Source organism: Adlercreutzia sp. ZJ141 (assembly GCF_011038965.1).
In the GTDB taxonomy this organism is placed as follows: Bacteria; Actinomycetota; Coriobacteriia; order Coriobacteriales; family Eggerthellaceae; genus ZJ141.
The window spans coordinates 1-14,566 of the sequence record NZ_JAAKEB010000009.1 but is presented as its reverse complement, the minus strand read 5'-3'; the positions used below and the strand labels follow the sequence as shown (position 1 = coordinate 14,566).

12 protein-coding genes are annotated in these 14,566 nt (G+C 57.8%); all 12 read right to left on the bottom strand.

Annotated elements, in window-relative coordinates:
* Positions 1-74 precede the first annotated feature (74 nt).
* A complete protein-coding gene (locus tag G7Y44_RS05650) occupies positions 75-3,557 on the bottom strand; it encodes an FtsX-like permease family protein (RefSeq protein WP_165248268.1) in 3,483 nt (1,160 codons plus the stop codon).
* 6 nt (positions 3,558-3,563) lie between these two features.
* Positions 3,564-4,265: an ABC transporter ATP-binding protein gene (locus tag G7Y44_RS05645; RefSeq protein ID WP_165044665.1), complete on the bottom strand. Its 702-nt coding sequence runs from the start codon at positions 4,263-4,265 to the stop codon at positions 3,564-3,566.
* 82 nt (positions 4,266-4,347) lie between these two features.
* On the bottom strand, positions 4,348-5,928 hold the full coding sequence (locus tag G7Y44_RS05640; RefSeq protein ID WP_165248266.1) for a L,D-transpeptidase family protein: 1,581 nt from the start codon (positions 5,926-5,928) through the stop codon (positions 4,348-4,350).
* A gap of 208 nt (positions 5,929-6,136) precedes the next feature.
* Positions 6,137-6,418, bottom strand: coding sequence for a 50S ribosomal protein L23 (gene rplW, locus G7Y44_RS05635; protein ID WP_165044661.1), 282 nt, complete (start codon positions 6,416-6,418; stop codon positions 6,137-6,139).
* Positions 6,418-7,041 (bottom strand): 50S ribosomal protein L4, encoded by a 624-nt coding sequence (gene rplD, locus G7Y44_RS05630; RefSeq protein WP_165044659.1) that lies wholly within the window; start codon positions 7,039-7,041, stop codon positions 6,418-6,420. Before rplD ends, rplW begins: the two co-directional genes overlap by 1 nt.
* 29 nt (positions 7,042-7,070) lie before the next feature.
* A complete protein-coding gene (rplC, locus tag G7Y44_RS05625) occupies positions 7,071-7,691 on the bottom strand; it encodes a 50S ribosomal protein L3 (RefSeq protein WP_165044657.1) in 621 nt (206 codons plus the stop codon).
* A gap of 17 nt (positions 7,692-7,708) precedes the next feature.
* Positions 7,709-8,017, bottom strand: coding sequence for a 30S ribosomal protein S10 (gene rpsJ / locus G7Y44_RS05620; protein ID WP_009138625.1), 309 nt, complete (start codon positions 8,015-8,017; stop codon positions 7,709-7,711).
* Positions 8,018-8,052: 35 nt separating this feature from the next.
* Entirely contained in the window at positions 8,053-10,170 is a 2,118-nt protein-coding gene (fusA, locus tag G7Y44_RS05615; RefSeq protein WP_165044655.1) for an elongation factor G, read from the bottom strand.
* Positions 10,171-10,180: 10 nt separating this feature from the next.
* Positions 10,181-10,651, bottom strand: coding sequence for a 30S ribosomal protein S7 (rpsG, locus tag G7Y44_RS05610; protein ID WP_165044653.1), 471 nt, complete (start codon positions 10,649-10,651; stop codon positions 10,181-10,183).
* Between the two features lie 114 nt (positions 10,652-10,765).
* Positions 10,766-11,137: a 30S ribosomal protein S12 gene (gene rpsL, locus G7Y44_RS05605; protein WP_165044651.1), complete on the bottom strand. Its 372-nt coding sequence runs from the start codon at positions 11,135-11,137 to the stop codon at positions 10,766-10,768.
* A 409-nt stretch (positions 11,138-11,546) separates the two neighbouring features.
* Entirely contained in the window at positions 11,547-12,674 is a 1,128-nt protein-coding gene (locus G7Y44_RS05600) for a M20/M25/M40 family metallo-hydrolase (protein WP_165248264.1), read from the bottom strand.
* A gap of 78 nt (positions 12,675-12,752) precedes the next feature.
* Complete coding sequence (locus G7Y44_RS05595) at positions 12,753-14,129, bottom strand: putative manganese-dependent inorganic diphosphatase (protein ID WP_165044647.1); 1,377 nt, start codon at positions 14,127-14,129, stop codon at positions 12,753-12,755.
* Positions 14,130-14,566: the final 437 nt, after the last annotated feature.

Below are 14,566 nucleotides of genomic sequence, written 5' to 3'. Positions count from 1 at the left end.
CCTTGCATGTTCCAACGAAGATGCCATTGTAACGCACTGCGAAGGATCGGCAACGCACCACCCGCCGAAACCTTCTACTCGTTGGATTTCAAGCTCTCCACCATGCTTACCTTCGCCAGCTTGCGACGCATGAACGTCATGACAATGACCGTAAAGACCATGGTGAGCGCAAAGGCGAGAACAAAACTTGTCGCATGGATGTCGCGGCCAAACATGACCTGATCGACCTCGGCGGTTACGATGACAAACCCTTCAAGGAACACGCCGAGCACCAATCCGACGGCCGCACCCACAATAGACAGAATGGTAATTTCGCGGAAGATGTAGGCGTTCACTTCGCCTGACATAAAACCAAGCACTTTCAACGTGGCGATCTCGCGCACACGTTCGGTAATGTTGATGTTCGTAAGGTTGTACAGCACGATAAACGCAAGCGCTGCAGCGGCAACCACCAGCACCACCACAACCATGTTTACGCTGCGCAGCATGGTTTTGTACGAGTCGATGACCTCGTCGTTGAACGACACCGTACGCACGCCGGGAAGCGCCGACGCCTGACTGCCAAAGGTCTCGTGCGCTTCGTCGCTGTCATCGATGTGCGCGAAACACGACGTATATTCGGGAGCTACACCGAACGTGCGCTTGTAGACTTCGGGACCCATAAACACCCAGTTGTCCACATAGTTTTCCATGATGCCAGTAATGGTAGCCTCATACACCTGCGATGTGGCGTTGCCCATCTGGTCTTGCTCTGCGAGCCTCAGCTCGTCGCCAGGCTTCAGCCCGAGTTCGTTTGCAAGCTTTTCAGTGACAACAACTCCGTCACTGCCAAGGTTCACCGGTTCGTGCCCCGCACGCTCACGCATGGTCCACAATTCCTGGAATGCTTCGGGGTCTTGCGGTACCGCCAACGACACCATTATGTCAGAACGATTCGGACCTTGGGCAATGTAGGACAACTCCTGCGCCCAAGCGCTCTTTTGCGCGAGATCTTCCGTTTCGCTGCGCACTGCATCATCCGGCTGCTCATCGAAAACGACCACCGCATTGTAGCTAACCAGTTCACCATACTGCTTATCAATGATATCGTTAATCGAGTTCTGTAGCCCGAGCCCCGTGAGCAGCAGCGCCGTGCAGCCCGCAATGCCGATTACCGTCATGAACAGGCGCTTCTTATACCGGAAGAGGTTACGAAATGTTACTTTCCAACTAAACGACACCCGACGCCACAACGGTGTTACACGCTCGAGCAAAATACGTTTGCCGGCCTTCGGCGCGCGCGGCAGCATGAGATGGGCCGGCTGCTCGCGCAGCGTAGCGGTAACCGCAGCCCAGGTAGCCCCCAGCGTCACGCCGACACCAAGCCCCGCCGACAGCAGCGCAATGGGCAGATCGACGCAAGGCGGCGCCTTCGGTACCGAATAGATAATGGCGTAAGCTTCCATAATCACCGCCGGCAGCACGAGCGAGAGTACCACGATACCCACAACGGCACCAACAATGGCGGCAATGGCAGCGTAGATGACGTATTTCGAAGTGATGCGCGCCCGCGAGTAACCGAGCGCCTTGTACGTGCCAATAAGCACGCGCTCTTCTTCCACCATGCGCGTCATAGTAGTGAGCGACACCAATGCCGCAACTAAGAAGAAGATGAAGGGAAACACCCGCGCAATATGGTCAACGCGCTCGGCATCGGAGGCAAAACTGACCGCGCCGTAGTTCTTCGAGCGGTCCATGACAAGCCAGGTGGGAGCCTCGAGGTCATCAATAGCACGCTGTGCGCTGGCAAGCTCGGCTTCAGCATCGGCGAATTTCGACTCGGCTTCGGCGAGGGCATTCTCATAGTCGGCTCGCCCGCTTTCGTAGTCGGCACGACCGCTTTCGTAGTCGGAGCGACCCTGTTCGTAGCGTTGCTTGCCATCTTCGAGCTGAGAGGTGCCACTGTCGAGCTGCACCTTGCTAGCCGCCAGCTGCGCTTGAGCGGCAGCAAGCTGCACGTTTACCTGATTGCGCTGGGCGTACAGCTTTGCGCGGGCAGCGGCGAGCTGCTCTGGTACACCGGCAGTGCGTTCATCAATGGCGGCAATGCTCTGCTCAAGTTGCGCCGCCTGCTCCACGAGCGCGGCGCGCTGTACTTGCAGCGCCTGCAAGTCGGCAACAGCGAGGGTAAGCTTGTCAACCTCAATCTGGAGCGTTTCAACTCGCGCTTTCAAAGCAGCGTATCCAGGGTCATCCGGATCGACCGCAGCAAGCGCCGCCTGCGCTTCTTCAAGCATTCCCTGTGTCGTGGCAAGTGCCTCAAGCGCCTGGTCGAGCGCTTCGTCGACACTTGACATATGCATGTCGGCCATTTGCTTGTCGATGGCGGCGATGGCTGCGTTTACCTGATCGAGGGCGCCCTGCAGGCTGGCGCGCTGCGCCATGGCAGCATCATAGCTTGTCTGCGCCTGGCCAAGCTGATCTTCCGCTTCGGCAAGCTGGCGCTTTGCTGCCACCTCTTGGGAAGCGAGCTGCGACACACCCTGCTCGTAGAGCAGACGGCCCTGCGCAAGCTGCCGCTCGGTTTGTTCGATTTGCAAAGCCGACACAGCGAGCTGCTGCTGCGCTGCATCCAACTGCTCACGCGCACGAGCAAGCTCGTTGGCGGCGTCGTCAAGCTGCGAGGTAGCGTCAGCGCGCTCGGCCTCAAAGTCAGCCCGCGCGTTGTCGAGTTCGGCTTGGGCTTCAGCACGCAAGCCGTCGAGTCGCGCTTGTTCTCTCTCGGGCGCTATGACCTCAATGCGGCCGATAACCTCGCCAATGAGTTCGTCATATTCCGCACTGCCATCCTTCAGGTCGGCAGCACCCTCAACCGTACAGAACGCTTCGGTATAGGGCATGCTGTCTACAAAGCTGTCGTTTGGCACGTACATGAACTGTTGCACCGTTCCCGACCCGAGCGACGTGGTTCCCATAGCCGTAGAACACACGTAATATGGCGAACGCACATAGCCGACAATGGTATACGTGCGCGTGACCAGCGTGTCATCGAGGTCTGTTACCCCTTCGGTCACAGTAACGACGTCGCCCACCTTCGTGGGCACATTCATCACGCGGTCATACGAAATGACACACTCCCCTGCCGACGTAGGCCAGCTTCCCTCCACGAGCGTCAAACGATTCAGATAATTCGCATCATCAGAAGCAATTGTGGCGTTGTTTTCCTGTGCGCTGCTTTCGGCAGCATCTGGCAGCGAATGCACTCGCACGGCGTACTGCTCGCCGTCGATTGTCGCCATAACGTCAGTTTCCCGTGCGGGCATGACAGCATCTACGCCCTCTACCTGGCGCAGCGCCTCAACATCGTCGTCGGTGAGCCCTAAGGTTGATACCACACGCACGTCCATGAGCGCCGTGCCATCGTAGTAGCGATCGGCCGATGCATCCATATCGGGTGCGGTCATGCGCAAGCCCGCGTAGAAGCCGCAGCCCAGTGCTACAATGGCCGCGATGGCTACGAAACGCCCAAGCGTGCCGGTAATCGAGCGTACGATCTCCTTGTCAAACGAGCTCGCCATGCACACCTACCATTCCAACTCGTCAGCAGATGCGGGACGGTCGTTGAGCAAAACTTCGGCAACCCGCCCCTCACGAATGCGGATAACTCGATCGGCAATAGCAGTAAACGCCGAGTTGTGTGTGATAAGCACGACGGTGCGACCCGTGTTGCGAGAAGTGTCTTGCAGCAGCTTTAAGATAGCCTTGCCGGTTTTGTAGTCAAGCGCACCCGTTGGTTCGTCGCAAAGCAAAAGCTTCGGGTTCTTCGCAAGCGCGCGGGCAATGGCAACACGTTGCTGCTCGCCACCCGAAAGCTGCGCGGGGAAGTTATCTAAACGGTGCGCCAGCCCCACCTGCGCAAGCACATCGTCGGCAGAAAGTGGATGCTCACAGATTTGACTGGCAAGTTCTACGTTTTCCCGCGCCGTCAGGTTCTGCACAAGGTTGTAGAACTGAAACACGAAGCCGATGTCGTAGCGGCGATATTCAGTAAGCTGCTTCTCCGAGAATGAACCGATCTCTCTTCCATCGAGTACGATAGAACCCGACGTACATGAATCCATTCCCCCAAGCATGTTGAGAAGCGTTGTTTTGCCTGAGCCGGAAGGCCCGACCACAACCACGAGCTCACCTTGCTCGATGTCGAAGGACATGCCATCAACGGCGGCCACGTCCACCTCGCCCATATGGTAGATCTTCCGCACATCGCGGAATTCAACGAACGCCATAGACCCACCCCTCTTACCGTTTGCTTGAAAAATGAGCATAGCATAGGTTCGAGATTACTGGCAAAAGCGTTGCAGTTTCACCCTACCAATGACAGACGACCGTGTCCCCCGGTTGAATGAGTCCGTACAAGTTTGCCGCTTTGTCAACCGGCAAGTTGATACAACCATGACTGCCGAAGCCATCTGCGTAACGCGTGCCACCAAAGGCCGCTTGCCAGTCGGCATCATGAAAGCCAACCAGGTTGCCCACCCACGGCATCCAGTACTGCACCTTTGACTCGTAGGTTTTCTTGCCGTTCTCGTAGCCAATCAAAACCGAAGGGCTTTCCTTAGCATTGAGAACATACACACCAGTGGGCGTGTCATTCTTGCCATCGGGTGCTCCCGACACGCAGTCGGATTCCCAAATGAGATTGCCGCCGTCGAAGAAGCGTACGTGCTGTTCGGCCAAATCGACGTCGACGTAGCGGTCGCCCCAATCTTGCTCGCCCTGCGGTGCAAACTTATCGGCAGTCTGCTTGTATGGTAGGTTAACCGTGCCGCCCTCGCCGCTAGTGACGATGGCTTTCACCTGTTCGACCAAGCTGCCGGCATCAACATCCCATCCGTAGATACCGCCTGTAACGGTGCATTGTTTGCCATCGGGACGTGTGTAGGTGCGCGTGCTGCCAATAGTGCTGAATCCGGATGAGATTTCGCCCGCCCATGCAGCAAGCGCCTCGTCATCAAAGCTGACCTGCAGATTCTCATCGAGCTTGATCCATGTCGCCACCATGTCTGGATCGCTTTCGAATACTAGCTCACCACCTGCTGTCACATCGAAACTCGTGGCAACCATGGCATTCGCTGCGCCTTCGGCAGCGGCCAGCGCCTCGTCGTCGGAGAACACCGCAGGCTGCAGCAGCTCGCTCTCGGTTAGCTCTAGTTTGTTACTAAACGTCACGATTGCCTGATCAACAGCCGACAGTACCGCCTTGGGATCGAGCGCAGTGCCCACCTTCTCAGATGAGATAACGAAACGATCGAGGTCTTCTTCATAAGCGATCGTAGCATCGACCGGCTGCTCGGCTTCGACGTTGTATGTCTCAACCGCCGCCGTCACCTTGTCGTTAAGTTGCGACCTATCGTGCGTCGTAACCAACGCTTCAGACACATCGTGCGCGCGTCGTAATTCAAGCGGCCATGCCCACGGGTTCGTCATGCGAAGCGCAGTGGAAACCACTTCCGACTCGTTGAGTGCCAATCCGATGTCGCTTGACGTGTAGGCGACAGAAAAGTCTTTGCCAGTAACCGTAAGCTCATAGTCGGCAACTTGCTCGGCAATAAAGTCCTCGGCTTGCTTTGACGACATGAGCGACATGTCAAAGTTCCCAAGCGTAGTATCGGGCATGAAATGGCTGCTGAAGTAGAGTGCTACACCAGAATAGACAACAGCCGCAAGTGCAACCACAACAGCTAGCGTGATGGCAACCACCTTCGCGACAAAACGCTTCTTTTTCAACTGCGGAATGCGCGGCTGCTGCCGCACGCCACTCACAGACCTCATTGCAGTTGTGGACTGCGGCGGCATAGCTGGAATCTTCGTGGTTGCTGCCCTAGCAGGTGGTGTGTTTCCTTTGGCGGCATGACGACCGCGATTCGCTTTATCGGGTTTCGATGGCATAGTCTCCCTCACACAATTCGAAATACGTAGCTATCATACCAATGACTAAGCGTTTTCCGAGAAAAGACCCGCCGCCGTCGCTATTACGAGGCGAACTTGACAAGAACTGCAAAGATCAGCCCTCCGGCACCCAAAGACACCGGAGGGCTTTATGCGGCGCTTAAAGCTTGCTTGTTAGCAGTTTGCGCGCCGAACCGTTTGGAATCGCTTACGCGAACAGCTCGATGGTGTCGCCTTCCTTCAGCGTGACCATAGCCTTCTTCCAGGTACGGGTACGACCCGGCTGCTGGCGAACGCGCTTCGGCTTGGACTTCACGTTGAGGGTGTTCACGTTAACGACGGTCACGTCGAAAATAGCCTCGATGGCCTGGCGAATCTCAACCTTGTTGGAATTCTTCGCCACCTCGAACGTGTACACGTTCTTCTCCATCATGTCGTAGCTATGCTCCGTGATGATGGGGCGAATGATAACCTCGCGGGGATCCTTCATTAGCTCAGCACCTCCTCGATGCGCTTCAGGGCGTCGGCCGTAAACACGAGCGCCTTGTTGTCGATGAGTTCGTAGGTGTTAGCTACACCAACAGGCAGAACGTTCACCGTCGGAATGTTGCGGAACGACAAAAACGTATTCACATCGTCGTCGCTAATCACGATGGTGATACGACGCTCGAGACCGAGCGCGTTCAAAGCGGCAACGGCGTCTTTGGTGCGGGGCTTCTCGAAGTTGAAGCCGTCAACCACTACCAACTCACCATCGGCCAGCTTGGCAGAAAGCGCGCTGCGCATGGCCAGCTTGACCTCTTTGCGGTTCACCTTCATCTCGTATGAACGCGGATGAGGACCGAACACGGTGCCGCCGCCAACCCACTGGGGCGAACGAATGCTACCCTGACGGGCACGGCCGGTGCCCTTCTGACGCCACGGCTTCTTGCCGCCGCCACGCACTTCGCCGCGCGTACGCGTGTCATGCGTGCCCTGACGCCAGGATGCGCGCTGTGCGCGGACAACCCGGTGCATGACGGGCACATTCGGCTCAATGCCGAACACGGAGTCGGCAAGCTCGGCCTGACCGGCCTTCTTCCCGCTCACGTCTTTGATATCGATAGTCGTCATGTTGATAAGCTCCTTATAAGGTCAGTTCTCTAAGCCATGCGGACGCGCACGATGCCGTTCTTGGCACCGGGAACCGCACCCTTGACCAGAATGAGGTTCTGGTCCTCGTCAATGCGCACGAGTTCGAGGTTGCGAACGGTAACGGTGTCGCAGCCCATCTGACCCGGGAGCTTGACGCCCTTGAAAACACGGGACGGACTCGCGCACTGGCCGATGGAACCGGGAGCGCGGTGGAAGTGGGCACCGTGTCCGCCCGGGCCGCCACCGAAGCCCCAACGCTTCATGACGCCGGCAAAGCCTTTGCCCTTCGACGTACCAGTAACGTCAACCTTCTTGCAGTCAGCAAACGCAGCAACCGTCTGCTCGTCGCCAACCTTGTACTCGCCAGCGTTTTCGGTGCGAACCTCGCGTAGATAGCGCTTCGGCTCGACGCCCTGCTTGGCGAAGTGACCCGCCATGGGCTTGTTGACCTTCTTCGGCTTAATGGCTCCAAAGCCCAGCTGCACGGCTTCGTAACCATCGGTTTCGGTCGTCTTGACCTGGCAAACCGTATTCGGCTCAGCCTGGATAACCGTAACGGGAATGACGCGGTCGTCCTCGCTGAACAACTGGGTCATGCCGATTTTCTTACCATAGATGGCGTTAATCATATGCGTGCACACCTCCCTTACAGCTTGATCTCGATATCGACGCCCGCGGGGAGGTCGAGACGCATCAGGGAGTCAACCGTGTTCGGCGTCGGCTCCAGGATGTCGATGAGACGCTTATGGGTGCGCATCTCGAACTGCTCACGCGAGTCTTTGTTCACATGCGGGCCCCTGACCACGCAATACAGGTTGCGCTCGGTCGGCAACGGAATGGGGCCGGAAACCTTTGCGCCCGTCTTCTGAGCGGTGTCGACGATGAGTTTCGTGGACTGGTCCACGATTTCATGATCGTAGCCCTTCAGGCGGATGCGAATCTTCTGATTAGCCACTTAACTTACCTCCAATTAAGCTTTTTGCGGCGCCCTTAGGCCTTGCCGCCAGCCTTGCTGATAATCTCTTCCATCACGCTCTTGGGTACCGGCTCGTAGGAATCGAACTGCATGGTGTACATGGCTCGGCCCTGCGTACCGCTGCGAAGGTCGGTTGCGTAGCCAAACATGTTGCCCAGCGGAACCTTGGCGCTGATGACAACCGTGTTGCTTCGCTGCTCCTGACCCTGAATCAGGCCACGGCGAGACGGAATGTCTCCCATGACAAACCCCGTGTACTCTTCTGGTGTCTCGATCTCGACAGCCATCATCGGCTCGAGAATGACCGGATCGGACTTACGCAGCGCGTCCTTGATGGCCATAGAGCCGGCCACCTTGAACGCCGCCTCGGAAGAGTCGACATCGTGATAGGAGCCATCGATCAATTCGACGCGAACGTCCTCGACCGGATATCCTGCCAAAACGCCAGAGTTCAGCGCTTCCTGGATACCCTTGTCGATGGAAGGGATATATTCCTTCGGAACCACGCCGCCGACGATCTTGTTCTCGAACTCGTAGCCCTTGCCCGGCTCCTGCGGATACATGTTGATAACCGCATGGCCGTACTGACCACGACCACCGGACTGGCGGACAAACTTGCCTTCGGCGCTGAGTACTTCGTGACCTGGACGCTCGCGGTAAGCAACCTGCGGTTTGCCCACGTTCGCTTCGACCTTGAACTCACGCAGCAGACGGTCGACGATGATTTCGAGATGCAGCTCGCCCATGCCGGCAATAATGGTCTGGCCGGTTTCTTGGTTGGTGGACACGCGGAACGTCGGGTCCTCTTCGGCAAGCTTCTGCAACGCGACAGCCATCTTGTCCTGCTCGGCCTTTGTCTTCGGCTCGACGGCGATGTCGATAACCGGATCGGCGAACTCCATGGACTCCAAGATAACCGGAGCACCATCGGCACACAACGTGTCACCAGTCGACGTGTCCTTCAGGCCCACAACAGCAACAATGTCACCCGCAGAGCAGGTATCAATATCGACACGCTGGTTGGAATGCATCTGCAGCAGACGGCCGATACGTTCCTTCTTGTCCTTGCAGGCGTTAATAACGTAGCTGCCCGCATCAAGCGAACCGGAGTATACGCGCAGGTAGGTGAGCTTACCCACGTAGGGGTCAGTCATGATCTTGAAGGCCAAAGCCGCAAACGGCGCCTTCGGATCGGCCGGACGATCCTCTTCCTCTCCGGTGTCGGGGTTGGTTCCCTTGATGGCAGGAACGTCGAGGGGGCTGGGCAGGTAATCAACAACGGCGTCGAGCAGCTCCTGCACACCCTTGTTCTTGTAGGCAGAACCCACGAACACAGGGTTGACCTTGCACTCGATGACGCCCTTGCGCAGCGCGGCCTTAATTTCCTCGACCGTGACCTCTTCCTCCATGAGAACTTTTTCCATGAGGTCGTCGTCGCAGTCGGCGGCAGCCTCGAGCAGTTCCTGGTGATAGAGTTCAGCATCCTCGGCGAACTCGGCCGGGATAGCGTCCATCGGCTCGGGGTAAGTCATGCCCTTGTCGTCGGCCTTGAAGTCCCATGCAGTCATGGTAACCAGGTCGATGATGCCCCAGAACTGATCTTCTGCACCCATGGGAATCTGCGCGGCAATGGCGTTGGAGCCCAAGCGGTCGCGCATGGTTTGGATGGCATGGAAGAAGTCGGCGCCGACGCGGTCGTACTTGTTGATGAAGGCGATGCGCGGAACGCCGTAGCGCTCGGCCTGACGCCACACGGTTTCGGACTGCGGCTGCACGCCAGCCACCGCATCGAACACAGCCACGGTGCCGTCGAGCACGCGCAGCGAACGCTCAACCTCGGCCGTGAAGTCTACGTGGCCGGGGGTGTCGATAATCTGGAAACGGTATTCCTTGCCATCCTTAGCACCGCCGGGATACTTCCAGAAGCACGTGGTGGCAGCAGAGGTGATGGTCACGCCGCGCTCTTGCTCCTGAACCATCCAGTCCATGGTGGCAGCGCCGTCGTGTACTTCACCAATCTTGTGAGTTTTGCCTGTATAGTACAGGATGCGCTCGGTCGTGGTCGTCTTGCCCGCATCGATGTGGGCCATGATGCCGATGTTGCGCGTGTCCTGGAGGTTAATTTTAGCCATTCCGTTCCCCCTAGAAGCGATAATGCGAGAAGGCGCGGTTGGACTCAGCCATCTTGTACAGGTCTTCGCGACGCTTCACGGAAGCGCCGGTGTTGTTGGCGGCGTCCATGATTTCGGCTGCAAGACGCTGCTTCATGGTGTGCTCCTTGCGCTTGCGCGAGAAGTCAACGATCCAACGGATGGCCAGTGTGGTGGCGCGACGAGAGTTGACCTCCATCGGCACCTGATAGGTTGCGCCGCCAACGCGCTTGGGCTTGACCTCAAGCGTGGGACGAACATTGTCCATGGCCTTCTTGAACATGGCCAAGGGATCCTCACCGGTCTTCTCGGCAACGATGTCGAAGGCACCGTAGACGATGTTCTCGGCGACGGATTTCTTGCCATCCAGCAGGATCTTATTGATCAGCTGAGTGACAAGACGGTTGTTGTACTTTGCGTCCGGCTGGGTTTCGCGACGGACTGCTGCTGCACGACGCGGCATGCTTTCTCCTTACATTCCTGCGCGCTTCGGGATGTATTTCCATCCATTAGGCTGCCGCTTGATCCGGCCCTTCCGGTCAAACGTTTCCGCAGCCCGCGCGGCTTAACGGCTTACTTACTTGGGGCGCTTGGCGCCATAGCGGCTGCGAGCCTGCTTGCGGTTGTTCACGGCAGCGCAGTCGAGCGCGGCGCGAATAACCTTGTAGCGAACGCCGGGGAGGTCCTTCACACGGCCGCCGCGGATGAGCACCATGGAGTGCTCCTGCAGGTTGTGGCCGATACCGGGGATATAGGCGGTGACCTCCATGCCGTTCACGAGACGAACACGGCAAACCTTACGCAGAGCCGAGTTCGGCTTTTTCGGGGTGGTGGTGTACACGCGGGTGCACACGCCACGCTTCTGCGGGTTGCCCTTCAGAGCAGGTGTCTTCTTCTTATCAACCTGCTTTTGGCGGCCCTTGCGGACCAACTGGTTAATGGTAGGCAAAACTCACTCCTTCTTCTACCTGACGACCTTTTCGCTGGTTTCCCAACGCATTTCATGTAAGCTTTTTCATTGCGCACACGAAAACACACGCCTCCTTCAAGGCGCAAGGCGGTACTTTACTCTGCCCCACCAGGCTTGTCAAACGCCACGCATCCGGGCGTATCTATGCCGACAGGAATGCGTTTTCGCAGGTGGAGAATGAACCGGATAAATGCGACGCGCACGTGTTCACCATTTCTTCAAAATCGACACCAAAGCAGGTGTGCAGGTGCTGTGCAGGCAAAAGCTGGCGAACTGACAGTCCACAACCGAGCTGGCAGGCGCCGCCAGATAAGCAGGCTGATGTCTGGAAGTACGCAACCGAGCTGGCAGGCGCCGCCAGATAAGCGAGCGAACTGGCCGTGCTTCCCTATTCTTTCTTATCCTGCACCGCCTCGGCGATGAGCGCCTCAACGAGAAGGGCAACGCCTTGCAGGTCGGCAACGGAAATGTGCTCGTCGGTGGTGTGGAAGTTCGTCATACCGGTGCCGAGCGTGATTGCACGAGCACCGTATGAAGCGTACTTGTTCGCATCGGCCCCGCCACCCGACCGATGGATGCGCGGAGTGAGGCCCGCAGCGCGCGCGGCGTTTGTTATGTCACGAACCAAGGGATCATCCTCGTTGTAGAGCACCGCCTCGTAGTCGTCTTTCCACTGCACATCAACCTGCCCACCAAACGAAGCCGCAGCGTGCTTGCACGCTTGGGTGATGTCATTGCGAAGGCGAAGCGCGCGATCGGCGTAGTAGGAGCGGCATTCACCCGACAGCCAGCACTGGTCGGCCACGATATTCACCTCGCGGCCGCCTTCAATAAGCCCCATGTTGGCTGTGGTGCATTCGTCAATGCGACCAAGCGGCATAGCAGCAATGGCGGCTGCGGCCATCTGAATGGCAGACACGCCGGCTTCGGGTTCGACGCCCGCATGGGCCGCCCTGCCCGTAAACGTTGCACGCAACGTATGATGGCTCGGTGCCGCAGCGATAATAGTGCCCGGCGCACCATCGGCATCGAGCACGTACACCGGAGCACCCTTTGGCAGCACGTCAGCATCGAGCGCGCCTGAACCGAGCAAGCTGAGTTCTTCACATGTTGACAGCAGTACCATGATATGTGGCCGAGGAACGCCAGATTCGAGCACACTGCGCAGCGCCTCGAAAATGCCCGCAACGCCCGACTTGTCATCGGCCGATAGAATGGTGTCGCCCGCAGAGCGGATAACACCATCGTCACCCACCAGCGGCTCGATGCCAGCACAGGGAACCACTGTGTCCATGTGAGCCGACAACACGATAGAGCCCGCAGCCGTACCCGGCAACTCGGCGATGAGATTGCCCACATCAGAGCCAGTTTTTTGGGCGGAATCGTCGAATCGCACCACAAACCCCAACTCTTCCAGCTCTCGCTTGCAGCGCGCCGCAAAAGCACCTTCATGGCGCGATGGGCTTTCGATGCGCACAAGCTCGCAGAACAAGTCGAGCAGACGGTCGGGTTTCATGAGACGCTTCCTTTCTTTTTTCGTACGGCGTAAAACGAGTGCGGAACGAAACGCGGCACCGCACGGCGCGGTGCTCCCCTACGCTCCGAGAATCTTCGCCGCAACCTGCTTCTTGCGCGATAAGATGCCCGGCATCCACGTGCCGCCCTGACCCTTGCAGTCGATACCGAATACGCGGTTCACTACACGGCGGTTGCCTTCGCACATGAACTGGCTGCCTTCCGCCAAGATATCGGTAACCATAAGCAGCACGAACTCGTAGCCATGCTGGTCTTTGAGCGTACGCATATGCTCGCGAATCTCGTCTTCGCGCTCCATGACCGAAGCGAGGTCAACCGTTTCGTGCTGAGCAATAAGCACCGTTGCGTCGCCGAATTGGAACTCCTTAGCATCAGCCCCCACAATGCGCTCAACCGTAAGGCTTTCTTCCCCATTGCGCGCACGGAACAGGTCAAGACCGAACGGTACCACCTCGACTCCGGCAACATCGGCCAAGAAGTTTGCTTGCTCACGATCGATGTCGGTCGTAGTAGGCGACTTCAAAATGACCGTATCGGTAAGTAGTGCCGACAGCAGCACCTTGGCGATGCCGGCAGGAATGCTCACACTGTAGCGCTGGTATTCCAGCGACACAATGGTGGCCGTGGAGCCGACGGGCATGTTCAAAAACAGAATGGGGTTGGCGGTGGAAACATCGGCGATGCGATGATGATCGACGATCTCGAGCACCTCGGCTTCGTCAATGCCGGGTGCCGCCTGACGACGCTCGTTATGATCCACCAAGATAACCTTGCGACGGTAGCCGCGAGCCACGTCGCTACGAGTGATAACACCGATGCAATGACTGTCGTCATCGAGCACCACCGCTTCGCGCAGCGAGCTTTCCATCAGATCGTCCACTGCGTCTTTCAACAGGCATTCCTTATCGAACACCAGCACGTCTTCTTCGCCTTCAAGCACATCGGACACGATCTGACCAAGCGACGAGATCAAGTCACCAGCAACTGCCATGCTGTTCGACCCGTCGGCGTTCATCTTGTCGGTGGCGGCTATGTAGCGCTCGGCGATCATACGCGTGGTAATAAGACCGCGGTAGCTGCCGTCTTCCTTCGTGGCAACCAGCGAGCGCACATTACACTGGCGCAGCATGCGACCCGCCTCGAGCAGCGTCGCATCGCGCGAGATGGAATACGGATTCTGCGTCATTACATCGCCAACACGCACATGCACATGACCGATGGCCTCGGGCGCGGTGATGCCCGCTTGACCAAGCACCCACTCGCTTTCTTTCGGCAGAGGCCCCAAGCGCACGGGAACGTACTCGAACTCGGGCGTCTCCCCTTCGGCGCATGCCCGCTTCGCAAGCTCGTTTTTCAGATAGGCATAGCCCACCGCCGAACTAATCGAGTCGTTATCGGGATTCTTGTGCCCCACTACCAAGACGGGTGCCGTCATAGTCTGCTCCTTTTACTTTGCGCGAAGGCGCCCGGAACGAAGTTCGAACCGGGCGCCTTCTGCTGCAGCGCGACCACGGAAGACTCCCGCAACCGCGCGTTCTGGCAAAATATCGGGCGCAAGTTTAACACAGCATCCCACGCGCCAAACGAGCTTCACAAGCGCTGCTCATTTCGTTCACACTCGATGCTTACATCTGCGCTTGGCAGCTTGCGGAGAAGCGTCAGTGCTCCTTGTGAAGAAGAGTATGGCAGCTTATAGAGAAGAATCAGTTTGGTTCGGATCATCCGGCGGGCATGCTCGGCGCACCCAATCATGAACCACCCCTCAAAGGGGTGGTTTGCTCTAGGCCTATAAGGCCGAGGGCGACCGGCGGCGTCTAAAGGCGCTGCCTTTCACTTCGTTCAAGTCGTACCGCCCTTGACTCTCGCGAGCCG

Excerpts from the sequence above, each read along its gene's own strand:
- G7Y44_RS05650 (WP_165248268.1), bottom strand. The coding sequence starts at position 3,557 with ATGGCGAGCTCGTTTGACAAGGAGATCGTACGCTCGATTACCGGCACG.
- fusA (WP_165044655.1), bottom strand. The coding sequence starts at position 10,170 with ATGGCTAAAATTAACCTCCAGGACACGCGCAACATCGGCATCATGGCC.
- G7Y44_RS05640 (WP_165248266.1), bottom strand. The coding sequence starts at position 5,928 with ATGCCATCGAAACCCGATAAAGCGAATCGCGGTCGTCATGCCGCCAAA.
- rpsG (WP_165044653.1), bottom strand. The coding sequence starts at position 10,651 with ATGCCGCGTCGTGCAGCAGCAGTCCGTCGCGAAACCCAGCCGGACGCA.
- rplD (WP_165044659.1), bottom strand. The coding sequence starts at position 7,041 with ATGACGACTATCGATATCAAAGACGTGAGCGGGAAGAAGGCCGGTCAG.
- rplC (WP_165044657.1), bottom strand. The coding sequence starts at position 7,691 with ATGATTAACGCCATCTATGGTAAGAAAATCGGCATGACCCAGTTGTTC.
- G7Y44_RS05645 (WP_165044665.1), bottom strand. The coding sequence starts at position 4,265 with ATGGCGTTCGTTGAATTCCGCGATGTGCGGAAGATCTACCATATGGGC.
- rplW (WP_165044661.1), bottom strand. The coding sequence starts at position 6,418 with ATGAAGGATCCCCGCGAGGTTATCATTCGCCCCATCATCACGGAGCAT.
- G7Y44_RS05600 (WP_165248264.1), bottom strand. The coding sequence starts at position 12,674 with ATGAAACCCGACCGTCTGCTCGACTTGTTCTGCGAGCTTGTGCGCATC.
- G7Y44_RS05595 (WP_165044647.1), bottom strand. The coding sequence starts at position 14,129 with ATGACGGCACCCGTCTTGGTAGTGGGGCACAAGAATCCCGATAACGAC.